The organism is Pseudomonas sp. G3-39 (assembly GCF_054790485.1).
Genome location: NZ_CP186497.1, coordinates 4,110,349 through 4,136,705, shown reverse-complemented (window position 1 = coordinate 4,136,705; position 26,357 = coordinate 4,110,349). Strand labels below are relative to the sequence as shown.

Genomic DNA, 26,357 nt, shown 5'->3' with positions numbered 1-26,357 from the left:
ACACAGCGGTGACACAGCGATTCAGCTGATAAAAAAAGCTCCCTTTTTGGGCAAATTCCGGTATAGTGCGCGCCGGCCTTTAACCGGGCCGCGTTTAGGTAGCGCAATTCCCCGAAGTCAGCTTCGGCTGCACGTCCGCACTGCGGGCTCTTCCTTGACGATTCTTTTTCATTCATACGTTTTCGCAAATCCCCGCCGACAAAGCTGCCAGGGCGACTCTTGAGTCTCAACACGGCATGTGCAGCTTTGGAGCATGGGTCTTTGCGGATGCACTTAGAGGCAGACCCATGACCCAGGAAATCGGCGGCTTCGCCGCTCTTGAACTTCATCCCAATATTGTCGCTGCAGTAGTCGCTACCGGCTATGAAGAGCCTTCGGCCATTCAGCAGCAGTCGATCCCGATCATCCTCGCCGGTCACGATATGATTGGTCAGGCGCAAACCGGTACCGGTAAAACCGCTGCCTTTGCCCTGCCTATCCTGCACCGCATTGATCCGTCCAAGCGCGAGCCGCAAGCTCTGATCCTGGCCCCAACTCGTGAGTTGGCGCTACAAGTTGCAACCGCTTTCGAAACTTACGCCAAGCAAATGCCGGGCGTAACTGTTGTGGCTGTCTACGGCGGCGCGCCGATGGGCCCACAATTGAAAGCAATCCGTAATGGCGCACAGATCGTTGTCGCCACTCCGGGCCGTCTGTGCGACCACCTGCGTCGCGACGAAAAAGTCCTCGCTACCGTGAACCACCTGGTTCTGGACGAAGCAGACGAAATGCTCAAACTCGGTTTCATGGACGACCTGGAAGTGATCTTCAAGGCCATGCCGGAAACCCGTCAGACCGTATTGTTCTCGGCAACCCTGCCGCAGTCGATCCGTGCCATCGCCGAGCGCCACCTGCGCGATCCGAAGCACGTGAAGATCCAGAGCAAGACCCAGACCGTTACCGCGATCGAACAGGCTCACCTGTTGGTTCACGCTGACCAGAAGACCTCCGCCGTTCTCAGCTTGCTGGAAGTGGAAGACTTCGACGCGCTGATCATGTTCGTGCGCACCAAGCAAGCGACCCTGGATCTGGCCAGTGCCCTCGACGCCAAAGGCTACAAGGCCGCTGCGCTGAACGGTGACATCGCCCAGAACCAGCGTGAACGCGTCATCGACTCGCTGAAAGATGGCCGCCTGGACATCGTTGTCGCGACCGACGTGGCTGCCCGTGGTCTGGACGTTCCGCGCATCACCCACGTATTCAACGTGGACATGCCGTACGACCCGGAATCCTACGTGCACCGTATCGGCCGTACCGGCCGTGCCGGTCGCGAAGGTCGCGCACTGCTGCTGGTGACTCCACGTGAGCGCCGCATGCTGCAAGTGATCGAGCGTGTCACCGGCCAGAAAGTTGCCGAAGTGCGTCTGCCGGACGCTCAGGCTGTGCTCGATGCACGCATCAAGAAACTGACCAACAGCCTGTCGCCGCTGGTCGCTGATGCTGAGTCGACTCACGGCGAACTGCTGGATCGCCTGACTGCCGACATCGGTTGCACTCCGCGTGCACTGGCTGCAGCTCTGCTGCGCAAGGCTACCAACGGTCAAGCGCTGAACCTGGCGGCGATCGAGAAGGAACGCCCACTGGTGCCAAACAATGCACCGCGTGGCGACCGTCCTGAGCGTTCCGGTGATCGTCCTGAGCGTGGTGACCGCGAGCGTCGCGCGCCAATGCCTCTGGGCGAAGGTCGTGCCCGTTGCCGTACCGCGCTGGGTGCGCGTGACGGTATCGCCGCCAAGAACCTGCTGGGCGCGATCCTCAACGAAGGTGGTCTGGCCCGCGAAGCGATCGGTCGCATCCAGGTGCGTGACAGCTTCAGCCTCGTCGAGCTGCCGGAAGATGGTCTGGACAAACTCCTGACCAAGCTGAAGGACACTCGCGTCGCTGGCAAGCAGCTGAAACTGCGTCGCTACCGCGAAGATTGATCCGCCCTTGGGCTGATTGATCGAACATGAAAAATCCCCGACTGGTTCGGGGATTTTTTTTGCCTGCTTTTTGCCTCGCCCCACAACCCTGTGGGAGCTGGCTTGCCAGCGATGACGTCAACCGAAGCGATAAATATCCATACCCAGCGCGCCCATCGTGAAACCTTTATGCGCTACGCGGAACTCACCTCCCGCGCCACGGGCAAAATACAGCGGCAGCAAATGCTCGTCACTCGGATGGCTGCGCACCGCATTGGGCGCCTGCTGACGATAATCGTGCAGTGCCGCCTCATCGTCGGCCGCCAGCTTGTCGATCATCCAGTCACGGAAGTCCCGTGCCCACAGCTCGACGCTTTCCGGGCCGGCGTGCCAGTCCAGTTCGCGCAGGTTGTGGGTGATGCTGCCGGAGCCGATCAGCAGAATGCCCTGCTCGCGCAGACTCGCCAGCGCTTGTCCGACACAGGTTTGCAACACCGGGCCGCCGCGACTCGGCAGCGACACCTGCACCACAGGAATATCCGCCTGCGGGTACATCAGCGACAGCGGCACCCAGACGCCGTGATCGAACGGTCGTTGCGGATCGAGGCGTGCCGGCAGATGCGCGGCGTCAAGCAATTCAGCCACTTCGGCTGCCAGTTGCGGATTGCCCGGTGCCGGGTACTGCACTTCGAAAAGGGCACGCGGGAAGCCGCCGAAGTCATGCCAGGTTTCCGGACGAGGATTGCTGCTGACCAGCAGTTCCTGGCTTTCCCAGTGGGCAGAGACGATCACGATGGCTTTAGGCCGCGGCAGTTCGGCCGCCAGACGCGCCAGCGCCGGGCCACTGGCACCGGGTTCCAGTGCCAGCATCGGTGAGCCGTGGGAGATAAACAGGCTGGGAAACATGGAAAGGTTCCTGAGCGGTAAGATGGCCTCATCTTCAGTCAGATCATTGATCTAAATCTAATATAAGTTTTAACGCCTTTTGATCGAATTTTTTGGGGTGATGCATGCAGCCTGAGTTTTGGCACAAGAAGTGGGAATCCAATCAGATCGGCTTTCATTTGCCTGAGGTGAACCCGTATCTGCAGCGGCACTGGCCGCAACTGGCGATCCCGGCCCAGACCCGGGTGCTGGTGCCGCTGTGCGGGAAAAGCCTGGATCTGTTGTGGCTGGCCGGGCGCGGGCATCAGGTGCTCGGAGTCGAGCTGTCGCTGAAGGCCGTCGAGGATTTTTTCAGTGAGCATCAGGTAACGCCGCAGGTCATTGCCAAGGGGCCGTTCAAAATCTATCGCGCCGATTCCATCGAGTTGTGGTGCGGTGATTTCTTTGCGCTGACAGCCGACGATGTAGCGGATTGCGCGGCGTTGTACGACCGGGCAGCGCTGATTGCCTTGCCGGCTCCGATGCGTGAGCGCTATGCGGCGCATTTGCAGCAGATCCTGCCGCACAGTGTGCAAGGGTTGTTGATCACCCTGGATTACGATCAGGCGCAGATGTCCGGGCCACCGTTTGCGGTGAGCGATGATGAGGTGCAGCGCTTGCTGGGCGAAGTCTGGCAGGTGCAGGTGCTTGAGGAGCAGGATGTGCTGGCGGAGAGTGTCAGGTTCCTGCAGGCGGGGGTGACGCGGTTGGAGGAGCGGGTTTACCGGGTTTCCTCGTGATACATTTTTGCTGACAGTGCCGGCCCCTTCGCGAGCAGGCTCGCTCCCACACTAGATCTGTATACAAGAATCCAATGTGGGAGCGAGCCTGCTCGCGAAGAGGTCATCAGCAACAACCATTATTCGCATGTACAAAAAAGGCCCGCATCACTGCGGGCCTTTTTCATGGTCACACCGGTCGAATCAACCGCGACGACGCAGCGCGTCGATACGCTCTTCCAGCGGCGGGTGGCTCATGAACATGCGGGCAAAGCCTTGTTTGATGCCGCCGTTGATGCCGAATGCGTTGAGGGTGTCCGGCATGTGCACCGGCAGGCCCTGTTCGGCGCGCAGGCGTTGCAATGCACCGATCATCGCATTGGTACCGGCCAGACGTGCGCCGGCTTCATCGGCACGGAATTCGCGTTTGCGCGAGAACCACATGACGATGGCGCTGGCGAGAATGCCCAGTACCAGTTCGGCGAAGATCGTCGCCACGTAGTAGGCAATGCCCTGGCCTTCTTCGTTCTTGAAAATCACCTTGTCGACGAAGTTGCCGATGATCCGCGCGAAGAACATCACAAAGGTGTTCACCACGCCCTGTATCAGCGCCAGGGTGACCATGTCACCGTTGGCCACGTGACCGATTTCGTGGGCCAGAACGGCTTTCACTTCATCTGGCGAAAAACGTTCGAGCAGGCCCTGACTGACCGCGACCAGCGCGTCGTTCTTGTTCCAGCCGGTGGCGAAGGCGTTTGCTTCGTAGGCCGGGAAAATACCGACTTCGGGCATCTTGATCCCGGCTTCGCGGGACAGTTGCTCGACGGTTTGCAGCAGCCATTGCTCATGCCGGGTACGTGGCTGGCTGATGATCTGGGTGCTGGTGCTCATCTTCGCCATCCACTTGGAGATGAACAGCGAGAACAGTGAACCGGCGAAACCAAAGACCGCACAGAAAACCAGCAGCTGACTGAGGTTGAGATCAACCCCGTTGGCCGCCATGAACCCGTTGAAGCCGAACAGGCTCAGGGTGATGCTGGCTATCAGCACGACCGCCAGGTTAGTGGCCAAAAACAGCAGGATGCGCATCATGGTTGTAGAAATCTCCTCAAGCTAAAGATGTAGCGTACTGCGGGGTATATAAGGTGCGGCACCGGGTGATTCAACCGAGTGACTATTTCAAACTGTGTCCTACAGCGGATTCCCGAGTCGGCAGGTCATTGCCCACGGCCAAAACCGAAAGGGATGACAGCCAGCCGTTACCCGCCGCCACTGCGCCAGAGGCGGGTGGGCCCTATGAATCGCAAGTGTAGAAGGCGCAGCGAGGCGGGGAGAGCAGAAGTGTTGCTGAATCAGACAGTGCGCAACGTTCGGGCCGTTGCGCACCGTTGACCGGTTACTGGCGGTAGGACTTGAGGAAGTTGCCGATGCGGCCGATGGCCATTTCCAGATCGTCGACGCGGGGCAGGGTCACCACGCGGAAGTGATCCGGCCACGGCCAGTTGAAGGCCGTGCCTTGCACCACCAGCAGCTTCTCGGAGAGCAGCAGGTCGAGGACGAATTTTTCGTCGTTGTGGATCGGGCAGACTTTCGGGTCGATCCGCGGGAACGCATACAGCGCGCCCATCGGCTTGACGCAGCTGACGCCCGGAATGTCGTTGAGCAGCTCCCAGGTACGGTTGCGCTGCTCCAGCAGCCGGCCCTGCGGCAGCACCAGGTCATTGATGCTCTGATAGCCGCCGAGGGCGGTCTGAATCGCATGCTGACTCGGGACATTGGCACACAGGCGCATGTTGGCCAGCATGTCGATGCCTTCGATGTAGCTCTGGGCATTGTGTTTCGGCCCGGAGATGGCGATCCAGCCGGAGCGGAAACCCGCCACGCGATAGGATTTCGACAGGCCGTTGAAGGTCAGGCACAGCAGATCGGGCGCCAGCGAAGCGGTGCAGATGTGCACGGCGTCGTCGTAGAGGATCTTGTCGTAGATCTCGTCGGAGAACACCACCAGGTTGTGCGCGCGGGCGATTTCCAGCATGCCCAGCAGCACTTCCTTCGAATACACCGCGCCAGTCGGGTTGTTCGGGTTGATGATCACCATGGCCTTGGTGTTCGGGGTGATCTTGGCCTTGATATCGGCCAGATCAGGGAACCAGTCGGCGCCCTCGTCGCACAGGTAGTGCACGGCGTTACCGCCGGCCAGGCTCACGGCGGCGGTCCACAGCGGGTAGTCTGGGGCCGGCACCAGCACTTCGTCGCCGTTGTTGAGCAGCGCCTGCAGCGACATCACGATCAGCTCGGACACGCCGTTGCCCAGGTAGATGTCTTCGATGCCGACACCTTCGACATTCTTCTGCTGGTAGTACTGCATCACCGCTTTACGTGCACTGAACAGGCCTTTGGAGTCGCTGTAGCCCTGGGCGGTCGGCAGGTTGCGGATCACATCCTGAAGAATTTCGTCCGGCGCTTCGAAACCAAACGGCGCCGGGTTGCCGATGTTCAGCTTGAGGATGCGCTGGCCTTCCTCCTCCAGACGTTTGGCGTGCTTGAGCACCGGGCCGCGAATGTCGTAGCAGACGTTGGCGAGCTTGTTCGATTTGCTGAACTGCATGGCGATGTGATCCCGAAAATGAACGATCCAGACGGCGGATGGCCAACCGTACTGGGATTCCTGCGTCTTCGCACAGGCGGAGTCTTGCGCCATGGCGCCGAGAATCCGTTTGAATGCGCCCGGTCTGGCTGCCAGACTGGCGTGTGACGAGGCGCAATCATACGTGCCACCCGATCCGTGGAAAAGGTACAGATCGGGCTTTTTCAGCCGCTGAGGTGTGATGATGGAAAAGTTGGAAAAAACCCTGGAAGAATGGCGGGCGATGCTCGACCCCGAGCAGTACAACGTGTGCCGTCTCAGTGCGACCGAACGGCCGTTTTCCGGCAAATACAACGACACCAAAATCGACGGTGTCTATCACTGCGTCTGCTGCAATGAGCCGCTGTTCGACTCCACGACCAAATTCGATTCCGGCTGCGGCTGGCCGAGCTTCTACGCGCCGATCGGCGAAAGCGCCATGACCGAGATCCGCGATACCAGCCACGGCATGATCCGCACCGAGGTCAAATGCGCCCGCTGCGATGCGCATCTGGGCCACGTGTTCCCCGATGGTCCACCACCGACTGGCTTGCGTTATTGCATCAACTCGGTGTGCCTGAATCTCGAGCCGCGCGAGTAAGCGGACGGGCGACCTGCGGGTCGCCATTCGGATAATTAAATTGCACACAATTTAATTGCTCGCTATGTTTGGCCTTTCCCGATAACCCGTGGAGCCGTCTCATGAGCGACAACCTGCTGAATATCCCCGTCACCACCATCAAGGGTGAGCAAAAGACCCTGGCCGATTTTGCCGGCAAAGCGGTGTTGGTGGTCAACACCGCCAGCAAATGCGGCTTCACCCCGCAATACAAAGGCCTGGAAGAGCTGTGGCAGACCTACAAGGATCAGGGCCTGGTGGTATTGGGATTCCCGTGCAATCAGTTCGGCAAGCAGGAGCCGGGCAACGAGGGGGCGATCAGCGAGTTCTGTGAGCTGAATTACGGCGTGAGCTTCCCGCTGTTCAAGAAGATCGACGTCAACGGGTCTGATGCGCATCCGCTGTTCGTGCAGTTGAAAAAGCGCGCTCCGGGTTTGCTCGGCTCCGAGGGCATCAAGTGGAACTTCACCAAGTTCCTGATCGGCAAGGATGGGCAACTGGTCAAGCGTTTCGCCCCGACCACCAAGCCGCAGGACATCAGCGGCGAGATCGAAGCCCTGCTCAAATGAACAGCCTGCCCGACGATTCGCTGAAGCTCGACAGTCAGTTGTGCTTCAAGTTGTACGCCGCGTCCCGGGCGGTGATTCGCGCTTACAAGCCGATGCTCGATCAACTCGGCCTGACCTACCCGCAGTACCTGGCGATGCTGGTGCTGTGGGAGTGGCAGGACAGTGCACCGGAGCAACCGACGGTCAAGGCGTTGGGCGAGCGCCTGGCGCTGGACTCCGGCACCCTGACGCCGTTGCTCAAGCGTCTTGAACAATTGCAGTGGGTGCAACGCCAGCGTTCGGCGCGCGACGAGCGTGAAGTGCATCTGAGCCTGACCGCGCAAGGCCAAGCGCTGCGCGAGCAGGTCGGGCCGCTCAAGGCCCGGTTGTTGTGCGACAGCGGGGTGGATCTTGATCGGCTCAACGATTTGCGTAATGGCCTCGATCACTTGCTGGGACAGATCAAAGCGCTGACGTAGCCGGCATCCACTGGTCGAGCAGGGCCGCCAGCTCTTCGCGGCGGAACGGCTTGGCCAGGTAATCGCTCATGCCGGCCGCACGGCAGCGCTCGCGTTCCTCGGACATGGCGTTGGCGGTCAGCGCGACGATCGGCAAATGCGGCCAGCGCCCGCTCTGGCGGATCTGCCGGCTCGCTTCGTAGCCGTCCATCACCGGCATGTTGCAGTCCATCAGCACCAGATCGAACTCATCGTGCTCCAGTTGATCCAGCGCCTCGGCACCGTGGGCGGCGACCACCACGTCGCAACCGAGCTTGCCGAGCATGCCTTTGGCCACCAGTTGATTGACCGGATTGTCCTCCACCAGCAGCACCTTTCCGCGCCGCCGGACCGGCTGGCTCTCGAGGCGCGCGTCGTTGCTCGTGGTGACATCGGCCAGCAGAATGCGCCGCAGGATCTGGTACAGCGCGTTGCGTGCCAGCGGTCGGGCTTGTTGCTGCAATGGCGCCAGAGCGGCGGCTTCTTCGCCGGGCATGAAACTGCCATAAGCGGTTACGACGAGGATCGGTGCGCTGATGGTCGGGCGCAGACTGAACAGGCATTCCGGGCAATCGGTTATCAGCAGATCGGGTGACAGGCCCAGCAACGGGTCATCCATGGTGCGCTGCTCATAGGTCACGCCCCACACCGGCAGCAATGTCTTGAGCAGTTCCGCCAGCCCGCTGCTGGCGGCCGTGATCGCCAGCACCTTGCCGTGCAGTGGCGGCGGCATGACCGCCCGGGTGTGACACAGCAGTGGCAGGTCGGCACAGAACTGACTGCCGAAACCGGCCTCGGAACTGATGGTCAATCGGCCTTGCATGGCCTCGCACAGGTTGTAGGTCAACGCCAGACCGAGACCGGTGCCGCCGTACTGCCGGGTGATGCCGGCACCGGCCTGGGTGAACGGCTGGAAGATTTTCACCTGGGCATCCTGAGCGATGCCGATGCCGGTGTCGCAGACTTCGATGCGCACCCCGTCCTTGTGGGCGGACAGGCGCACATCGACCCGGCCGAAGCGGGTGAACTTCAGGGCATTGGACAGCAGGTTGCTGACGATCTGCCGTACCCGGGTCGGATCCCCCAGCACCAGCGCGGGGAAGTGCGGGTCGATCAGGCAAGTCAGCTCGACGCTCGGCGCAGCGTTCTGCGACAGCAGGTTGGCGGTGTCCTCGATCAGTGAGCCGAGGTCGAACGGGATGTGTTCGAGCTCCAGTTGCCCCGCATCGAACTTGGACAGGTCGAGAATATCGTTGAGCAGTTCCACCAGCACTTTGCCCGAATCGTGGGCAATCGACAGCTGTTGCTGCTGCTCGGCATTCAGCGGCCCATCGAGGGACAAGGCGATCATCCCCAGCAGGCCGTTGAGCGGGGTGCGGATCTCGTGGCTCATGTTGGCGAGGAATGCCGAGCGCGCTTCGGCCATGTCCAGTGCGGTGCTGCGAGCGACTTCCAGTTCTTCGTTGGACTGGCTGAGCCGGGTGTTGATGGCCTTGAGCTCGGCAGTGCGGGCCGAGACGATGTGCTCCAGTTGCCCGAGGTAATCGGTGAGGCGGTTTTCCGCGTTGCGCCGTTGCTGGATTTCCGTGGCGATATTGTCGAACTGCTGGTTGGCGACTTTGACCAGTACGCCGATCTCGTCATTGGCGTGGCCGGCAGGACATTCCAGGGTCGTCGGTTCTGCGCTGCGTGCGTCACGCGCGCTGAGTTCCCGGATCAGGCGCACCAGTGGCTTGGTCAGCATCACGTAGAACAGCGCCAACAGGATCCCGGTGAGAATCAGGCTGCGGGCAAAGCCGTTGAGCAGGGTGACTTCGGCGCGGCGCAGAAACCGGCTGCCGAACGCGTAGGTATCGACCTCCAGGCTCAGCGTGCCCAGTGATTCCTCGGGCAGGTGGTCGAGGTATAGGCGGTCTTCGAACTGGCGCTTGGCACCGAACAGAAAGTCGCTGATCACCCGGTAACCGCTTTGCAGCTCCGGGCGCTTGACGTTGGCCAGGACGTTGCCGTTGTTGTCGGTCAGTTGCGCCGAGATGATCGCCGGCGAACGCAACAGGCCCAGGGTCAGTTCCTGCGCCAGTTCCGCATCGATGTTGTAGGCGATTCGCGACGCCGGATTGTGGCTGATTTCCAGCAAAGACAGGATTTCACGGTTGATGGAGGCGTCTTCGCTGGCATAATCGATGCCGATTTGCAGCAGGCTGAGCAGCGTGCCCAGAACGAACCCGACCAGCACCGTGAATCTGGCTTGCTTGTATGACAGCCGGTGGGTGAATTTGATATCCATGGGGTGTTGAACCACTTCCGTTTCCCTTCGCTGCTCAAGCATAGTCGATCATGTATGGATACCGAGGTTCCCGAAGCGCCTTGTAACAAGGCTTGAACGGGGATTGAGATCTGTCTGTCGTCGCTGGATCGACATCATCACTGTGAACGTGCCCGAGGAGAAGACGTGGATTCCCGATTGAATGCTTTTCTTGAACGCGCCGAGTCGGTTCTGGCGCGGATCGAACCCTTGCTGCCGGCGCCGCGTCCGCTGATCGACTGGGAAACCTGCCTGGCGGCGCGCTGGCAGCGTGACGGGCGCAGCGGCTATTTGCTGCCGCTGGAAGTCAGCCTCGACATGCGCCTGTCCGACCTGATCGGTGTCGACCGTCAGTTAGAACAACTGGGCCGCAACACTCAGCAGTTTCTCGACGGCATGCCGGCCAACCATGCGCTGCTCTGGGGCTCGCGCGGCACCGGTAAATCGTCGCTGGTGCGCGCGCTGCTGGCCGAACACGCCAAGGCCGGCCTGCGTTTGATCGAAATCGAGCGCGACCATCTGGCCGACCTGCCGCGCGTGGTCGAGCAGATCGGCAAACTGCCGCAACGCTTCGTGCTGTTCTGCGATGACCTGTCGTTCGAATCCGGCGAAGGCGATTATCGCGTGCTGAAAAGCGTGCTCGACGGCTCGCTCGAACAGGCCCCGGACAACGTTCTGCTGTACGCCACTTCCAACCGCCGCCATCTGGTGCCGGAAAAGGAAAGCGACAACGAAAACTGGAAGCGCGTCGACGGCGAGCTGCATCCGAGTGAGGCGGTGGAAGACAAGATCGCCTTGTCCGACCGTTTCGGCCTGTGGTTGTCGTTTTATCCGTTTACCCAGGAACACTTCCTCAACGTCGTCGAGCACTGGATCGGCCAGTTGGCCGCCAAGGCCGGCTTGAGCTGGCAGCGCGACGAAGAGCTCGACATCCTCGCCGTGCGCTGGGCAACCGGGCGCGGCAATCGCAACGGACGTTGCGCGTACCAATTCGCCCGTTACTGGGTGGGACTGAAATTGCTGGAGCACAAGGCATGATTGATTTGCAACAAAGCGGCCAGGGCCTCGAAGGCTATGGCATGTTGGCCGCACAACTGGAATCGCTGCTGGCGGACGAGCGCGATTTCATCGCTAACGCCGCGCAGTTTTCGGCGTTCCTGTTCAATCAACTCGACGATTTGAACTGGGCCGGTTTCTACCTCAATCGCAACGAAGAACTGGTGCTTGGCCCGTTTCAGGGGCAGATCGCCTGCGTGCGCATTCCGTTCGGTCGCGGTGTGTGTGGCGCAGCAGCGGCCAGTCGACAGACCCTGCGCGTTGAAGACGTGCATGCGTTCCCCGGTCATATCGCTTGCGACAGCGCCTCCAACAGCGAGCTGGTAGTGCCGCTGGTCAAGGACGGTCGGTTGATCGGCGTACTTGATCTCGACAGCCCGAAACTCGCACGTTTCGGCACCGCCGATCAGTCCGGAATCGAGCAACTGGCGGCGATTTTCCTGCGTCTGACCGACTGCTGATCAGGCACTCAGGCCAGCCTTGCGCAACAGGCTGGCCGGATCCACCACATCGATCTGGCGCGGATCGAGAAACCGTGCGGCGTACTGCATGTACACCCCATCGTTGATGAACAGCGCAAACAGCTCGGGGTCGATGTGCGCCTCGCGGGACATGGTGGCCATGATCCCCAGGGCTTCACTCAAGGATTTGGCCTTCTTGTACGGTCGATCCGCCGCTGTCAGTGCCTCGAAAATATCGGCAATCGCCATCATCCGTGCCGGCAGGCTCATGTCCTCGCGCTTCAGGCGTTTGGGATAACCGCTGCCGTCCATCTTTTCGTGATGCCCACCGGCGATTTCCGCGACGCTGTCCAGGTGCCCGGGGAAGGGCAGGTGGCTGAGCATCAGGATCGTCTGCACCATGTGGTGATTGATGATGTAGCGCTCTTCGCGGGTCAGCGTGCCCCGGGCAATGCTCAGGTTGTACAGTTCGCCGCGATTGTATTTGTAACGCGGCACATCCAGTTTGAACCCCCACGGATTGTCTTCCGGAATCAGTTCGCTGTCGGCGCGTTCGATCAGGTGTTCGGGCTTGTCCGCCAGCAGTGGCTCGCTGACTGGCAGATTCGCCGCCGGCGTTTGCGCCTGGCGGCGGTTTTCCTCCCATGACACCCCCAGGCGATCATCGAGGGTGCGCATCCAGCGCCGCTCGGCAATGCGTTCAAGGCGCTGCAGATCGGCGGGTGCCATGGCCTCACCGCCCAGATTGCAACGGGCAACGAAGGCAAAGTCATCGTCCAGTTGCGTCAACGTGGCGTCACGCAGTTCGCTCAGTTGTGCCGCGTCGCCGCCCAGCGCCAGTGCCTGCCAGTAGCCGATCCAGGCATCGCGCTTGAGCACCTCGAAACGGGTGCGGATTTCGTGGATGCGATCGTTGAGGGTTTCCAGTTTGGTCGCCTTGTCGACGACATACTCCGGCGTCGTGACTTTGCCGCAATCGTGCAGCCAGGCCGCAATGTGCAGGGCTTCCCATTCATCTTCACTGGGCTGATAGCTCTGGAACGCCGGCGCCTGACTGGCGGCCGCGGCCTGCGCGAGCATCAGGGTCAGTTCCGGCACGCGCTGGCAGTGGCCACCGGTGTACGGGCTCTTGGCGTCGATGGCGCCGGCCAGTAACTGGATGAACGCATCGAGCAACTGTTTCTGCTTCGCTTGCAGGCGCTGACTTTCGATACTCACCGCCGCCGCACCAGACACGGCTTGCAGGAAGGCGATGCGGTCCGGGCGCAGTTTTTCCAGGTCCTGAGCGCTGCCGCTGTCGTTGATCAGCAGAAGCAACAGGCCGATGGTTTCGTTGTGCCGATTACGCAGGCGGATGCCGATCAGGTGGATGCGCGGCGACTGCATGGCCAACAGGACTTTCTGCAAGTCCCCGGCCTGCTCGAAGCCAAGGCTGCTGACCACGTTGTCAGCGTTGATCAGTTGCTGGAACCACGCCGGCCCTTGATCGGCCAGGAGATCCCGGCCCAGCACAGCGAACTCGCCCGGCTCGTGCGAAGCGCCGTCAATAACCAGTCCGTAAGGCTCCATCCGGTTGCCATCGCTTTCGCGCAGATAGATCAACCCCGCCTGCGCCTGGGCGATCTGCGCCGTTTCGAACAGCACCCGTTGCAGCAGCGGGGCGAAGCGGGTTTCGGCGCAGAGGCTGTCGGTGATGCGGAAGAAACTGGCGAGCGTGTCCTTCATGCGCGCCATCGACAGGCTCAACTGGTCAACCTCCAGCACCGGCGAGCGGCGGGTGACCGGAAAGTTGAAATCGAAACTGCGGATCGCGTCGGCTTCCTTGACCAGCGCGTGCAACGGTTTGACCAGAATCCGCGAGATCAGCCAGCCCAGCGGCAGGCACAGCAGCAAGATCGCCAAGGTGATCAGCGCGCCTTGCCAGCGCATGCGGTAGGCATCGGCAAGCAGTTCGTCCTCGGGCACCAGCAGGGCCATCTGCAAACCTTTCGGCCCGCCTTCCTGCAGGGTGCTGCGGGCGACGATCCAGTGGCGGCCATTGACGTCGAGCCGTTTGCCCGGATGGGCGGTGGACAGCAACGCGTGCAGATTCGGGCTGAGGTCGGCCGCTTTGGCCAGGCGTGCGCTGCTGTCGTCGACGATCAGCCGGCTGCTGTCCGGATAGGCCACCGCATTGCCATCGGCATCGAACAGCACGATTTCGGTCGAGGGGGTGACCACATGCTTGGTCAAGGTGGCCGAGAGTGCCTCCAAAGTCAGATCGGCACCGATCACACTGGTTGCGCTGCTGCGTCGAGCCAGGGTGGTGCCCACATTGTGCGTGGAAAAAAATACATAGGGTTCGGTGGTGATCTGATCGCCCTGTTGCAGGGCGTTGTTGTACCAGTTGCGGGTACGCGGGTCGTAGCGGTCGTCGGGATTGGTGTCGCGTCCGACAGGCGTCAGCGTCTGGTCGAAGAACAGTGACTGCGACAATACGGTGCCGCTGGCGTCGTGCTCGATGCTCCAGACCTGATAGGCCGCTGTTGGTGGTGCCTTGAGCAGGGTTTTCAGCGCGCTGGTGCGCAAGGGCCGGACCATGAAGAAATCGCCGTTGCCGTACCCCAGATACAGCGAGGCGAGATCGGTGTTGTCCTTGAGCGACTGACTGAACGGCTTGAGCAGCGCCAGACGCTGTTGCAGGTTCGGCGCCTCGGCCGCCTGATTGTCGGCCAGCAGGCTCAGCAGGTGCCGGATCGGTTCGTAGGTTGAATGCAGGTCCAGGCGCACATCCTGTTCGATGCGATTGAACAGGTTTTCACTGCTCGACAGGATGATTCGGGTGGTCTGGCGATAATTGAACAGCCCCAGCACCACGCCTGTGAGCAACAGCAGAAAGGTGAACATGACGCTGATGTGCACGTGCAACGGGAACCGGCGTTGATCCGGGCGCAGTGGGCTGGGCATTGCTGACTCTCCATTGAAGTAAACACACTGCTCAGCGTCCAAGCATAGTTAAGGCTCGGTCATTGTGCTTTCTTCGAACGGTTCCAGTTGTTGCCGCAACGCCTGCTCCAGTTCGAGCATGGCTGCGTCGGTGGCCTCGACGCAGCGCACGATGGTCGGTGCGGGCGTTGTCTGCATGCAGGCCTGTTCCAGCGCATCGCAACAGGCGATCAGACGCGAGGCCTGGGCGATCCGGGCGGCGCCTTTGATCTTGTGGGCGACCAGCGCCACTGCCTGACGATCATTGCAGGGGGCCAGGGCTAATAATTCCTCGCGATCGAGACGGCTGCTCTTGAGCAATTGCGTGAGCAGACGCCGGACTTGCAGCGGGTTGCCGCCAGTCAACTGACTCAACCCGTCAAGATTGAACGCCGGTTCAAGCGTCGCGGGCTGCAGACCATTGATCCAGTGGCTCAGTGCGCTAAGGCTCAACGGTTTGAACAGACAGTCATTCATGCCGGCCTGTTTGCAGCGCTGTACTTCTTCAGGCTGCGCGTTGGCCGTGAAACCCAGCACGGTACACGGAGGGCGGCCAGTGCGTTGTTCCTGTTGGCGGATCGCCTCGGTCAGTTCGTAGCCGTTCATCAACGGCATGTTGCAGTCAGCGATAACCAGGTCGAATGCACCGGTCTGCCATTTCTCGAATCCACTCCGACCCTCTTCGGCGAGGGTGAATCGGTGCCCGAGGAACTCCAGTTGCTGGCACATCAGCAGGCGATTGGCCGGATGATCGTCGACCACCAGAATGTTCAGTGGTGCAGAGGTTTGCAGCACAGGCTCGGTTTTTGCCGTGGTCACCTGGCACGGCAGCGTCTGCAGCGGCAGCGACAGGCAGACCTGGGTGCCGATCCCCGGCTGGCTGCTCAACTGCAACTGCCCACCCATCATTTCACACAGGTTGCGACAGATCACCAGCCCCAGGCCTGCGCCGCTGCGAGCTTGCTGCCGGCCACTCTCGGTCTGGGCGAACGGCTCGAACAGGCGTTGTTGATCTTCGATGCTGATGCCGACCCCGGTGTCCTGGATCGTCAACTGAACGAGCGAGCATTGGCCCGGCCCGTTGGGCAGCACATCCAGATTGATCCGCACCTGCCCGGACTCAGTGAATTTGATGGCATTGCTGATCAGGTTCGACAGGATCTGCTTGAAGCGCAACGGATCCAGTTCCACGTCAACCTGCAGCCCGGGCGGATTGATGATCAGCGGCAGGAGGAGGTTTTTCTGGCGGGCGAGGCCGTCGAAGATCCTGACCACCGACGCCACTGTTTCGACCAGATTGACCCGTTCCGGGCTCAGGCTCAGGTGCCCGGATTCGATCCGCGCGATATCGAGAATGTCGCCGATCAGGCCCAGCAGATCCTTGGCCGAGCAGTAGGCGGTTTCGATGGAGGAGCGATCCGGAGCCTGATCGTTCATGCGTTCGAGCGTCAGTTCGAGCATGCCGATAATGGCATTCATCGGCGTGCGGATTTCGTGGCTCATGGTGGCCAGAAAGGTACTTTTGGCGCGGTTGGCGTTGTCCGCCTGTTCCTTGGCCCGGCGCAGTTCATCGAACAACTGGCGACGTTCACTGATGTCGATCCAGCCGCCGATGATCCCTTGCACATCGCCACTGGAGTCGCGGTACGGCAGGATCCAGTGGTAGATCGTCAAACGCCGGCCACCGATGTGCAGCGGTCGATCGAGCAGCAGAGGCGTGCCTTCGGCCACCACCCGCTGGTAATCCGCCTGGTATGCCTGGGCTTCGAAGGCGTTGCTCAGGGTGCCCTGCATGACACTTTTGCCGATCACGTCTTCGCGTTTGGCGTTGAAGGCTTCGAGGTAGCTGTCGTTGCAGCTTTGCAGCAGACCCTGGCGGTCGCGCACGTAGATCGGGTGAGGGGTGCCGTTGACCAGTGAACGCATGAATTCGAACTGATCGTTGAGTGCCCGTTCGGCGGCCTGGCGTTGCTTGATCTGGCGACGCATGTAGGCGTTCCACAACAGCGACAGCAGCAGCAGGCAGGCCGCGCCGATCAATTGGTAAAACAGGCGCTTGTAGTGATGCCAGTTGCTTTGAGCCGCATTGGAGAAACCGCGCCAGCGACTGTTGATGACCCCCAGTTCCTCCGGTGTGATGCTCAGCAGCGCCTTGTCGAGGATCGAGCCCAGTTCGGCATTGTCACGGGCGCTGGCCAGCGAGAAGGCCGCCTGACGTGTGCCCAGGGTGGTGGTGATCTGCAACTGATGTTCGAAGATCCGCGACGAAATCAGATAATTGGCAATCACCAGCGAGGCGACGGCGCCATCGGCCTTGCCTTCGGCGAGCAAGGTTGCGGCACCGAAAGTGTCGGAGGTTTCGATCAGGTGGATGTTGGGGAATTCGCGGCGCAGGTAATCAGCCATGGGACTGCCTTGGGCAATCGCCAGGTATCGGTTCTTGAGCTGGGTGGGATGTGTCGGGCTGTCAGCGGATTTGCGCGTCAGCAGGACGAAGGAGTTTTCCAGATAGGGACGGCTGAATTGCAGGGTCTTTTCCCGTTGGGGGCTGGGTAGCAACGCGGCGATCAGATCCGCCCGATGTTGATTGATCTGCTCGATCATTTCTCCGTCACTGCGGCTGCGGACCAGTTCGAAGCGCAGGCCGGTACGCAGGCGCAGCAGTTCGAGCAGGTCGGCGGTGATGCCTCGCAGGTTGCCGTCGCTGTCGAAGAATGTCAGCGGCGCGAACGCCTCGTTGACGACGACGCGCAGCACCGGGTGCTGTTTGAGCCACTGTTCTTCGTGGTGGGTCAATTGCAGCTTCTGGTCGGTCAGCAGAATGTCGCTGCCGGCGCTCCAGCGCTTGGCGATGTTGTCCCGTTCGCTGGCCGGTATGGCTTGCAGCACGGTGTTGATGATCGCCAGCAGTTGCGGGTTGTCGGCGTGAACGGCAAAGCTGAAACCATGGGCTTCCTGTTTGCCGAAATTGGCCATGCGAATGTTGTTCAGATAACCCTTGTTGATCATGTAGTGGGTGGAAATGGTGTCACCCAGAAACACGTCAGCTTGATCGAAAGCTACCGCGTTGATTGCGTTTTGATAGGAGGGATAGGACGTCAGGATGGCTTTGGGATACTGCGCCTTGACCTCATCCTGGGGCAGATAGTGATAGACCATGCTCAGCCGCAGACCGGCCAGGCCTTCAGTCAGCGAGCGGGTCTCGCCTTCGCGGGTAACCAGAACCGGCTGATCGATGGCGTAGGGCGTTGAAAGCAGGATATTTGCGTTACTGGCCTCGAAACCGTTGGCCGTACCGAGCATGTCGACCTGACCTGCTATCAACGCCTGCAAGGCGGCTTCCCGTGAGGCAAAGCGCTTGACCCGGATTGGCAAACCGACAGCCTGTTCGAGCAGACCGGCGTAGTCGGCGGTAAAACCTTCGTAATCACGACCGCTGGCGGTCATGTCGAACGGCGGATAGTCCGGCGCGGAAGTGCCCAGTACCAGTTCGCGGCGACTCTCCAGCCATTGCCGTTGCGCGGGTTCAAGGGACACGGATGGCGCTTCGTGGCCCGAGCGGCTGCGCAGCACATAATCTTGCGCGGTGACGAAGCTGGCATGCACCTGAGTCGTCAGGCACAGGCTGACGCAACATAGGGCGAGACAGATCTTTAAACGACTGGGCATTCAGGCTCTCACACTAGCGCGTTGCGTTTGGCCATCTCGATCAGTTCCACCAGAGATCTGGCCTTGAGTTTTTGCATCAGGCGTTTTTTGTAGGTACTGACTGTCTTGTTACTGAGAAACATGCCCTTGGCTATTTCCTTGTTGGTGCGTCCCTGGGCAAATAATTGCAGGACCATCAGCTCGCGGTCGTTGACGGATTTGAATAACTCCAGTTCGGCATAACGCACGTCGTCGAGGCGTACCGGATTCAATGCCTGGCTGGGGAAATAGTTGTAACCGGAAAGTACCGCCTTGATCGCACTGACCAGTTCACTCAAGTCTTCCTCTTTGCAGACATAACCGGATGCACCGGACTGCATGCAGCGAATGCCGAACAGCGTCGGGCATTGCGCCGTCAGTACCAGGGTTTTGAGCGGGGTGCCCATGGCGTTGAACCGGGCGAGAACTTCCAGGCCGTCGAGTTTGGGTATGCTGATATCAAGGATGATCAGGTCGGGCATGCATTCGCGGACCATTTGCATGGCATCGACCCCGTTATCGGTTTCGCCGACGACCTTGTAACCTTCATGCTCGAGCAGCATTCGAACGGCAAGTCGGATGACGGGGTGATCATCGACAATAAAAACGGAGTTCATAATCAAATCCCATACGTGCGCGAATAAAGGGCGCACCTTAGCTCAGATAAATGAGCTGCCGCATGAACTCCCGGGGCTGTTGCGGCAATATAGGATAAGTCCTACGCACTAAAAGGAAACCGACTACGACCAAACTCTGTGTCGCGTAAGGAAGTGTTGTGCTGATTTGTTTATCTGAATGTTTTAAGTTGCTTGTCGAACCTTGAATAAACAAGGTTTTGTTTGCGTAGTTGGCTGTTAAACGGATTTACCTTTCAGTCGATCCGTTTGCCTGAGACCACAGAACCGGTTCAATCGAGGTATCGCTCATCCGGGCAGTTGCCTGACCCGGTTGAGCAACTTTTTTTCTGTCAGTGGCTGGAACGCCCGGTCATTTCCAGCGCCATGTCACTGGCGTAGCTGTCGGTCATCCCGGCGATGAAGTCGATCATGCGCAGGAACGAGGTGTGCAGCGGGCCATGGGGATCCGGCGCATTGTTACCCAGCAGATCGAGGATCCGGCGGCTCTTGAACGACGGCGTGCGGCCGCCATGTTGCTCCAGGGCCGCGCCGCAGAACGCGTTGAGGAGGATTTCCAGGGTGGTGTAGGCGCCGATTTCATGCAGCGTCTTGCGCTTGTCCTGGAAGATTTTCTTGCGGGCGATGTCCTTGGCGTTCAGTACGCAGCGTTTGGCCGGACCGTGCATGTGTTCCACCAGGTCGCCGTGCAGGGTGCCGGCCAGCAGCGCATCCTGTTGCTCGACGAATGCCCGGGCAGCGGCGTTGGTCAGGTGCTCGATGGCCTTGCCGCGCAGGATCGCCAGTTTGCGTCGACGCGAATCCTGCGGGCCGAGCTGGCGATAGGTTTCCGGGAGGTCGTCACCGACCAGACCGAGCAGCAGCGATTCGACTTCCGCGTACTCCAGCAGCTCCATTTCCAGGCCGTCTTCGAGGTCGATCAGCGCGTAGCAGATGTCGTCGGCAGCCTCCATCAGGTACACCAATGGGTGGCGCGCCCAGCGCTGGTCTTCCAGTTGCGGCAGACCGAGCTTGTGGGCGATCTGCTCGAGCAGCGGCAGTTCGCTCTGATAGCAGCCGAATTTGTGTTTCTTGTAGCCCAGCGAGTCGGCGTGACGCGCGGTCCACGGATATTTCAGATAGGTGCCGAGGGTGGCGTAGGTGAGGCGGGTACCGCCGTCGAACTGGTGATACTCAAGCTGAGTCAGCACCCGGAAGCCTTGCGCATTGCCTTCGAAATTGAGGAAGTCACCGCGCTCGGCTTCGCTCATGCCGTCGAGCCAGCCGCGCCCGGCTGCCTGCTGGAACCAGTGCCGAATCGCGTCTTCACCGGAGTGGCCGAACGGCGGGTTGCCGATGTCATGGGCCAGGCAGGCCGATTGCACGACCATGCCCAGGTCGCTCGGGTCGCACCAGTCGGGCAGGGCGCTGCGCAAGGTTTCACCGACGCGCATGCCCAGCGAGCGCCCGACGCAGCTGACTTCCAGCGAGTGGGTCAGGCGGGTGTGGATGTGGTCGTTACTCGACACCGGATGCACCTGGGTCTTGCGGCCCAGACGGCGGAAGGCACCGGAGAAGATGATGCGGTCGTGGTCTTTGTGGAACGGGCTGCGGCCAAGCTCTTGCGGGCTGTGCAGCGGTTTTCCAAGGCGTTCGCGGTTGAGCAGGGTCTGCCAATCCAAGGCTGGTTCTCTCCGTCGGTGACTGGGATGACTGTTGCCCTAGCTTCCCGGTTCAGCCACACACCTGCAAGCGGAACTACAAGCCCGCGGCATCAATATCGATCAGCAGCAGGCGCTCGCCGTTATCGAAGAACTGCCCGGCGGTCAGGCAATACTGGTTGCTGGTGGCATCGCGGTAGGTGCTGGACAGGGTCAGGCGTCGCTCTTCCCAGCCTTCGGCGAGCAAATGATAGAAGTACGGACGCCATGACCAGTTGTGGCCCAGATAGCGGTTATCGGCGACCCAGCCGTTGTTGCGCCATTCGAGGTTGGGCGTGAGTTGGGTGCCGTGACGGTCGCATTGGTAGAACCGCAGCAACCACGGGAAGGCTTCGAGTTGCGGCAGCGCACTCAGCGGCGCGTGGGCCTGAGCCCAGCTCTGGAGGATCGCCATCAGTTCGCCGAGTTGCTGGCGCATCTGCATCAGGCGCCCGCGTTCGGCCAGTTTCTGCCGCACGTAACGCTGGCGCAGTTCGGCGAAGCGCTGCACGAAGGCGTCGGTCGGATAAAACGCCTCCTGCGCCCGGGCGAACAGGAAACCCTGAACGTAGCGCGAACCGCATTCCAGGGCGAAATTGAGCTGGGCCTCGGTTTCCACGCCTTCGGCGATGATCCAGCAGCCGGTTTTTTCGGCCATTTGCGCCAGAGCCTTGACCACGTCACTGCTCGGCCCGCCCAGTGCGGCAGCCTGAAACAGGCGCATGTCGAGTTTGAGAATGTCCGGCTGCAACGCCAGCACCCGATCGAGCTGCGAGTAACCGGCGCCGAAGTCATCGATAGCGATCCGCGCTCCGGCCTCGCGATAGCGCGCGACCACTTCGGCCAGGCGCTGACCATTGCCGCCCAGTTCAGTGATCTCGAACACGATGCGTTGCGGATCGACGCCGTGGCGCAGCATCTGCTTGAGGCTGGGCAGCGGTTGATCGGCGCGCAGGCGACTGATCCAGCGCGGCGACATGTTCAGGCTGAGAAACCACTCGGCGGGGGCTTCATGCAGTCGGCTCAGGGCGTTGTCGCGGATCTGCCGGTCGAGCCGGCGCAGAGCGATGGCGGGTGTGCGTGGGTCGGCAAACAACGGCCCGACCGAGGCCAGTTGGCCGTCAGGCTGGCGCAGGCGACCCAATGCTTCGACGCCTGCAATACGTCCGGTGGCGGTATCGATGAAAGGTTGAAAGCAGGCGAGCGGTTGCCCGTCGATCACGGGGCCTCCTTAGTCGTTCTTGTTCTGGATGAACCCCGCCGACCGGGTAGGCGCGCGGGATTGAACCTCCGGGTAAAGAGGTTCATCCCGCGGATATTGCAAGAATGTAGCCAGATGCGTCGGCTTAGCGTTTGCCCGAACTCTGCATGACCAGTTTGATCAGTGGCCCGAGGCTGGTGCCCAGCCGTATCAGCCGGGTCAGCCCGCCAACACCGCCGCTTTTTGCGCCTTTGCCGGTGATGAAGCCCAGCAGGGTGACGGCGGCCACGCCCCAAAGCGGCGCGTGCTTGATGCCGAAGCCGCCTTGCAGGTTTTGCGTCATGCCGCGCATGCGTTGCAAGGGCTGCAGCACTTGCCCGGCTTCGTGGCGGATTTCCTGACGATGCATTTCCATGCGCAGGCGGATCAGCGCCTTGCGCATTTCCCGGCGCGAGCTGTTGTGTGGCAGTTCAGGCAGGCTCATGGCAGCAGGCGCTCCCGATCATTGGCCAATTCTTCCAGCGTGCCGTGGAAGGGCGAGGATTCATCGAAGACTGCTGCCTTGAGACGCAGCCCGCAGAAAGCGGCCGCCAGGGTGTAGAACACGCACAGGCCGATGATCGCTGCCAGACGATAGGTATCCCAGAACACGATCAGCACCAGCGTCGACAGACCCACCAGCAACAGCAGGGCAAACACCAGCGCCAGCCCTGCGAACAGCAACAGGCTGACGGTGCGTGATTTCTGCTCCTGCAACTCGATGCCGAACAGTTCGACATGGCTGTGCAGCAAGCCGAGAACAGCGGCGCCCAGACGCCGCGTGGAAGAGGAGGTGCCCGACCCCAGGCCGGATTCGCCGATCGACATGATCAGCGCCGAGTGGCCAGCAGGCCAATCAGGAAGCCCACCCCGGCAGCGATACCCACCGATTGCCAAGGGTTGGCCGACACATAATCTTCGGTGGCGGTGACCGCTGCCTGGCCGCGATCACGCAGGGTGTCTTCGGTCAGCTTCAGGGTTTCCCGGGCGCGCAGCAGGCTGTCGTGAATCTGATCACGCAGCTCATCAGCCTGATCGCCCGCCAGGGACGCGGTGTGTTCGAGCAGCCGCTCGGTGTCGGCGACCAGAGTCTGGAAGTCGTTCATCAGGATTTCTTGAGCAGTCTTTGCCTTGATGCTGGCCATGGGTGGATCTCCGTAAGTGACGTCTGAAGCGTTCGAGTATGAGCCTTGCGCGAAGGTTCAGTACAAATGACTGGTACAGCTTTTGCTATGTCGTGGTGCGTCCTGCTGCCGCCGTGCGCTGTTGGCGGGCGTACATGCAGCAAAACCTTAACTCAAATAATCCTGGTTCGTGTCAGGACATCGACCTTGTGCGCCAAACCGGTTCATCGCAGCTTCATTGCGCAGACCGACCGGTCGCAACTTGGTGCATGAATTGTCCGCGCGAACCGCTTTGGTGCCTTTTTAGCCTTCAGGTCTGCCTCTTTATGGAAAATCTGCAAAGCGCTGTGGACACGCTGGTTCACAGCTCCAACACGTTGTTCATTCTGATCGGTGCGGTGATGGTGCTGGCGATGCACGCCGGTTTCGCCTTCCTTGAAGTCGGCACGGTGCGCCAGAAGAACCAGGTCAACGCACTGTCGAAGATCCTCAGCGACTTTGCCGTTTCGACCCTGGCCTATTTCTTTATAGGCTATTGGATCTCCTATGGGGTCACCTTCATGCAACCGGCGGCGGTGCTGAGTGCCGATCACGGATATGGGCTGGTGAAGTTTTTCTTCCTGCTGACGTTTGCTGCGGCGATTCCGGCGATCATCTCCGGCGGGATTGCCGAGCGTGCGCGCTTCGTTCCGCAGTTGTGTGCAACGGCGCTGATCGTGGCGTTCATCTACCCGTTTTTCGAGGGCATGGTCTGGAACGGCAACTTCGGTCTGCAGGCCTGGCTGACGGCACGTTTTGGCGCGGCGTTCCATGATTTCGCCGGATCGGTGGTGGTGCACGCCATGGGCGGCTGGCTGGCACTGGCGGCGGTTTTGCTGCTCGGCCCGCGTAACGGCCGTTATCGCGAAGGGCGGCTGGTGGCGTTCGCGCCGTCGAGCATTCCGTTTCTGGCGCTGGGCTCGTGGATTCTGATTGTCGGCTGGTTCGGCTTCAACGTGATGAGCGCGCAGACCTTGCAGGGCGTCAGCGGTCTGGTGGCGGTCAACTCGCTGATGGCCATGGTCGGCGGCACGGTGGCGGCGTTGATCGTCGGGCGCAATGACCCGGGCTTCCTGCACAACGGTCCGTTGGCCGGGCTGGTGGCGATCTGCGCCGGTTCCGACCTGATGCACCCGGTGGGTGCGCTGGTGACCGGCGCGATTGCCGGTGCACTGTTTGTCTGGTGCTTTACCGCCGCGCAAGTCAAATGGCGTATCGACGATGTACTCGGCGTCTGGCCGTTGCACGGTTTGTGCGGGGTGTGGGGCGGGATCGCCTGCGGCATCTTCGGCCAGACTGCGCTGGGTGGCCTCGGTGGCGTCAGCCTGATCAGTCAGTTGATCGGCACTGCGCTGGGTGTGGTGGTCGCGCTGATCGGCGGATTCGCTGTCTACGGCGTGATCAAAGCCTTGCACGGTCTGCGCCTGAGTCAGGAGCAAGAGTATTACGGCGCCGACCTGTCGCTGCACAAGATCGGCGCGGTCAGTCAGGACTAAGTTTCCTTGTCGTCGGTGCCGGGGTAAAAGCCATGCAACAGGCGATAGCGATTGATGCGCACCTGGTCGACTTTCTCCTGTACCTGATGAGCTGGCAGACCGAGCATGATCAAGGCGTGGGAGGCGAGCATCAGGCTCGACTCCAATAGCTCCGGCACCACTTCGGTGGCGCCGGCAGCTTTGAGTTCAGCCCATTGGCTGTCGTCGCGGGTGCGCACCAGAATCGGTATCCGCGCATTGAGCCGGCGCGCTTCCTTGAGAATCCGCAGGCTGACATCGCTCTGATCCACGGCGATCACCAGCAGTTTCGCGCGCAACAATCCGATGGCCGTTAGCAAGTCACCGCGCGATGAGTCGCCATAATGCACATCACTTTCCTCGGACGCGGCTTCCTGCACGCGCACCGGATCGTTGTCCAACGCGATGTAAGGTTGATTGGCATTGCGCATGAAGCGGCCGATGGACTGGCCAACGCGCCCGTAGCCGCAAATCACCACATGCTGATCGAGGTCGGCGTTGAGCGCACTGATCTCCTCGATTTGCGCCTCCTGATTCGGCTTGCGATGCAGGCGCAGGGCAATTTTCGGTGCCCCGCGCAACAATAGCGGGGTCAGCAGCATCGAGCAGAACGTCGCCGCCAGCAGCAGGCCGCCCAGCTCGTCAGGCAGCATGCGGTTTTGCTGCATCTGCGCCATCAGCGCAAAACAGAACTCACCGCCTTGCGCCAGGGCCAGGCCGCTGCGCCAGGCAGTTTCGTGATCGCTGCCGCGCCACTTCACCAACAGCGCGACGACCGTGCCTTTGATCAGCATCAGGCCGAGGGTCAGGCCGAGAATCAGCAGGCTGTGACTGACGAACAGTTGCAGGTCGATCAGCATGCCGATGCTGACGAAAAACACCCCGAGCAGGATGTCGCGAAACGGCCGGATATCGGCCTCGATCTGATGGCGATAGTGGCTCTCGCCGAGCAGCATGCCGGCGAGAAATGCGCCGAGGGCAGGGGACAGGCCCAGCAGGTGCGTCAGCCAGGCGGTCAGCAGCACAATCACCAGCGCCAGCAGGACGAACAATTCCGCCGAGCGCGACGCGGCCACCTCATGGAACAGCCGTGGCAGCAACCAGCGGCTGGCCAGCAGCAGACCGAAAAACAGCACCACGGTCTTTACCAGCGTCAGCGGCAAGGCCCAGTACCAGGCCTGTTCGCTGCTGCCGGCAAACACTGGCACCAAGGTCAGCAATAACACCGCCACCACGTCCTGAAACAGCAGGACCCCGACCGCGTTTTGCCCGTGACTGCTGAACACCTCGCCCAGGCTGCTCAACTCCTTGGTGACAATCGCCGTTGACGACAACGACAGCCCGGCGCCAAGCAGCAGGGCCGGGGTCGTCGGCATGCCCAGCACGATCAGCACTATTCCCAGTAATGCCGTGCTGAGCAATACCTGCTGACTGCCCAGGCGAAACACCACCTGGCGCAGCGCGATCATTTTCGACAGGGAAAACTCCAGGCCCAGCGAAAACAGCAGAAACACCACGCCCAACTCGGCCACGTCCGGCAGGTGCTCGCTCTCGTTGACCCAGTTGAACGCGGTCGGCCCCACCATCAGGCCCACGCACAGATAGCCCAGCACCGGCGGCAAGCGCAGGCGGCGAAACAGGGCAATCATCACCAGGGATGAGGCGAGGATGATCAGCAGGTTGGCAAACACAAGGCACTCCGATGTCAGGCTCAGGCTTCTCAAGCGTAGAGGCAAAAAGCCCGGGAGCATGGCCTGATTGGCTTTTCTCTGGACTGATT

Annotated in this window: 21 protein-coding genes; 8 read left to right on the top strand and 13 right to left on the bottom strand. The window is 60.9% G+C overall.

From position 1 onward, the window contains the following. Positions 1–287: 287 nt before the first annotated feature. The gene (locus ACOYXG_RS18440) at positions 288–1,961 is read left to right on the top strand and encodes a DEAD/DEAH box helicase (RefSeq protein ID WP_027613439.1); all 1,674 of its coding nucleotides are present in this window, start codon (positions 288–290) and stop codon (positions 1,959–1,961) included. Positions 1,962–2,078: 117 nt separating this feature from the next. Here the strand turns inward: ACOYXG_RS18440 and ACOYXG_RS18435 are convergent, their stop codons facing one another. Further along, complete coding sequence (locus ACOYXG_RS18435) at positions 2,079–2,846, bottom strand: DODA-type extradiol aromatic ring-opening family dioxygenase (RefSeq protein WP_460353269.1); 768 nt, start codon at positions 2,844–2,846, stop codon at positions 2,079–2,081. 104 nt (positions 2,847–2,950) lie between these two features. Here ACOYXG_RS18435 and ACOYXG_RS18430 point away from each other — a divergent pair, with 104 nt between their 5' ends. After that, the gene (locus ACOYXG_RS18430) at positions 2,951–3,604 is read left to right on the top strand and encodes a thiopurine S-methyltransferase (RefSeq protein ID WP_336839302.1); all 654 of its coding nucleotides are present in this window, start codon (positions 2,951–2,953) and stop codon (positions 3,602–3,604) included. 183 nt (positions 3,605–3,787) lie between these two features. Here ACOYXG_RS18430 and htpX read toward each other — a convergent pair whose 3' ends face one another. After that, entirely contained in the window at positions 3,788–4,675 is an 888-nt protein-coding gene (gene htpX, locus ACOYXG_RS18425; protein WP_007964827.1) for a protease HtpX, read from the bottom strand. A gap of 304 nt (positions 4,676–4,979) precedes the next feature. After that, positions 4,980–6,191 (bottom strand): pyridoxal phosphate-dependent aminotransferase, encoded by a 1,212-nt coding sequence (locus ACOYXG_RS18420; RefSeq protein WP_003226761.1) that lies wholly within the window; start codon positions 6,189–6,191, stop codon positions 4,980–4,982. A gap of 223 nt (positions 6,192–6,414) precedes the next feature. Between ACOYXG_RS18420 and msrB the strand changes: the two genes are divergently transcribed. From msrB to ACOYXG_RS18405, 3 genes are all read left to right on the top strand, one after another. Further along, complete coding sequence (gene msrB, locus ACOYXG_RS18415; protein WP_460353264.1) at positions 6,415–6,810, top strand: peptide-methionine (R)-S-oxide reductase MsrB; 396 nt, start codon at positions 6,415–6,417, stop codon at positions 6,808–6,810. A 101-nt stretch (positions 6,811–6,911) separates the two neighbouring features. Further along, positions 6,912–7,397, top strand: a complete 486-nt coding sequence (locus ACOYXG_RS18410) for a glutathione peroxidase (protein WP_027613435.1) — start codon at positions 6,912–6,914, stop codon at positions 7,395–7,397. Further along, positions 7,394–7,855 carry a MarR family winged helix-turn-helix transcriptional regulator gene (locus ACOYXG_RS18405; protein ID WP_027613434.1) on the top strand — a complete coding sequence of 154 codons (462 nt, stop codon included), beginning with the start codon at positions 7,394–7,396 and terminating at the stop codon, positions 7,853–7,855. The genes ACOYXG_RS18410 and ACOYXG_RS18405 overlap by 4 nt, the downstream gene beginning before the upstream one ends. Here ACOYXG_RS18405 and ACOYXG_RS18400 read toward each other — a convergent pair. Next, entirely contained in the window at positions 7,839–10,160 is a 2,322-nt protein-coding gene (locus ACOYXG_RS18400; RefSeq protein ID WP_210558379.1) for a hybrid sensor histidine kinase/response regulator, read from the bottom strand. The genes ACOYXG_RS18405 and ACOYXG_RS18400 overlap by 17 nt on opposite strands. Positions 10,161–10,325: 165 nt before the next feature. Between ACOYXG_RS18400 and ACOYXG_RS18395 the strand changes: the two genes are divergently transcribed. Beyond that, positions 10,326–11,216 (top strand): ATP-binding protein, encoded by an 891-nt coding sequence (locus ACOYXG_RS18395; RefSeq protein ID WP_027613432.1) that lies wholly within the window; start codon positions 10,326–10,328, stop codon positions 11,214–11,216. Further along, positions 11,213–11,695 (top strand): GAF domain-containing protein, encoded by a 483-nt coding sequence (locus ACOYXG_RS18390; RefSeq protein ID WP_460353259.1) that lies wholly within the window; start codon positions 11,213–11,215, stop codon positions 11,693–11,695. Before ACOYXG_RS18395 ends, ACOYXG_RS18390 begins: the two co-directional genes overlap by 4 nt. Here the strand turns inward: ACOYXG_RS18390 and ACOYXG_RS18385 are convergent, their stop codons facing one another. The 8 genes from ACOYXG_RS18385 to ACOYXG_RS18350 all read right to left on the bottom strand — a co-directional run bounded on the left by ACOYXG_RS18385 (position 11,696) and on the right by ACOYXG_RS18350 (position 23,045). After that, the gene (locus ACOYXG_RS18385; RefSeq protein ID WP_460353256.1) at positions 11,696–14,641 is read right to left on the bottom strand and encodes an HD domain-containing phosphohydrolase; all 2,946 of its coding nucleotides are present in this window, start codon (positions 14,639–14,641) and stop codon (positions 11,696–11,698) included. Positions 14,642–14,689: 48 nt separating this feature from the next. Next, positions 14,690–18,328, bottom strand: a complete 3,639-nt coding sequence (locus tag ACOYXG_RS18380) for a transporter substrate-binding domain-containing protein (protein ID WP_460353254.1) — start codon at positions 18,326–18,328, stop codon at positions 14,690–14,692. Between the two features lie 8 nt (positions 18,329–18,336). Then, complete coding sequence (locus ACOYXG_RS18375; protein WP_027613428.1) at positions 18,337–18,963, bottom strand: response regulator transcription factor; 627 nt, start codon at positions 18,961–18,963, stop codon at positions 18,337–18,339. Between the two features lie 350 nt (positions 18,964–19,313). Next, positions 19,314–20,642 carry a deoxyguanosinetriphosphate triphosphohydrolase gene (locus ACOYXG_RS18370; protein ID WP_003226741.1) on the bottom strand — a complete coding sequence of 443 codons (1,329 nt, stop codon included), beginning with the start codon at positions 20,640–20,642 and terminating at the stop codon, positions 19,314–19,316. A gap of 76 nt (positions 20,643–20,718) precedes the next feature. Then, positions 20,719–21,882 (bottom strand): EAL domain-containing protein, encoded by a 1,164-nt coding sequence (locus tag ACOYXG_RS18365; protein WP_096794968.1) that lies wholly within the window; start codon positions 21,880–21,882, stop codon positions 20,719–20,721. A 124-nt stretch (positions 21,883–22,006) separates the two neighbouring features. Beyond that, positions 22,007–22,345: a hypothetical protein gene (locus ACOYXG_RS18360; protein ID WP_027613426.1), complete on the bottom strand. Its 339-nt coding sequence runs from the start codon at positions 22,343–22,345 to the stop codon at positions 22,007–22,009. Beyond that, on the bottom strand, positions 22,342–22,728 hold the full coding sequence (locus ACOYXG_RS18355) for a phage holin family protein (protein WP_027613425.1): 387 nt from the start codon (positions 22,726–22,728) through the stop codon (positions 22,342–22,344). The genes ACOYXG_RS18360 and ACOYXG_RS18355 overlap by 4 nt, the downstream gene beginning before the upstream one ends. Positions 22,729–22,730: 2 nt before the next feature. Beyond that, positions 22,731–23,045 carry an ElaB/YgaM/YqjD family protein gene (locus ACOYXG_RS18350; protein WP_003226733.1) on the bottom strand — a complete coding sequence of 105 codons (315 nt, stop codon included), beginning with the start codon at positions 23,043–23,045 and terminating at the stop codon, positions 22,731–22,733. Positions 23,046–23,350: 305 nt separating this feature from the next. Here ACOYXG_RS18350 and ACOYXG_RS18345 point away from each other — a divergent pair, with 305 nt between their 5' ends. Continuing rightward, positions 23,351–24,559 (top strand): ammonium transporter, encoded by a 1,209-nt coding sequence (locus ACOYXG_RS18345; protein WP_460353248.1) that lies wholly within the window; start codon positions 23,351–23,353, stop codon positions 24,557–24,559. Here ACOYXG_RS18345 and ACOYXG_RS18340 read toward each other — a convergent pair. Continuing rightward, positions 24,556–26,268, bottom strand: coding sequence for a cation:proton antiporter (locus ACOYXG_RS18340; RefSeq protein ID WP_115989244.1), 1,713 nt, complete (start codon positions 26,266–26,268; stop codon positions 24,556–24,558). The two genes, ACOYXG_RS18345 and ACOYXG_RS18340, sit on opposite strands and share 4 nt — an antisense overlap. Positions 26,269–26,357 lie beyond the last annotated feature (89 nt).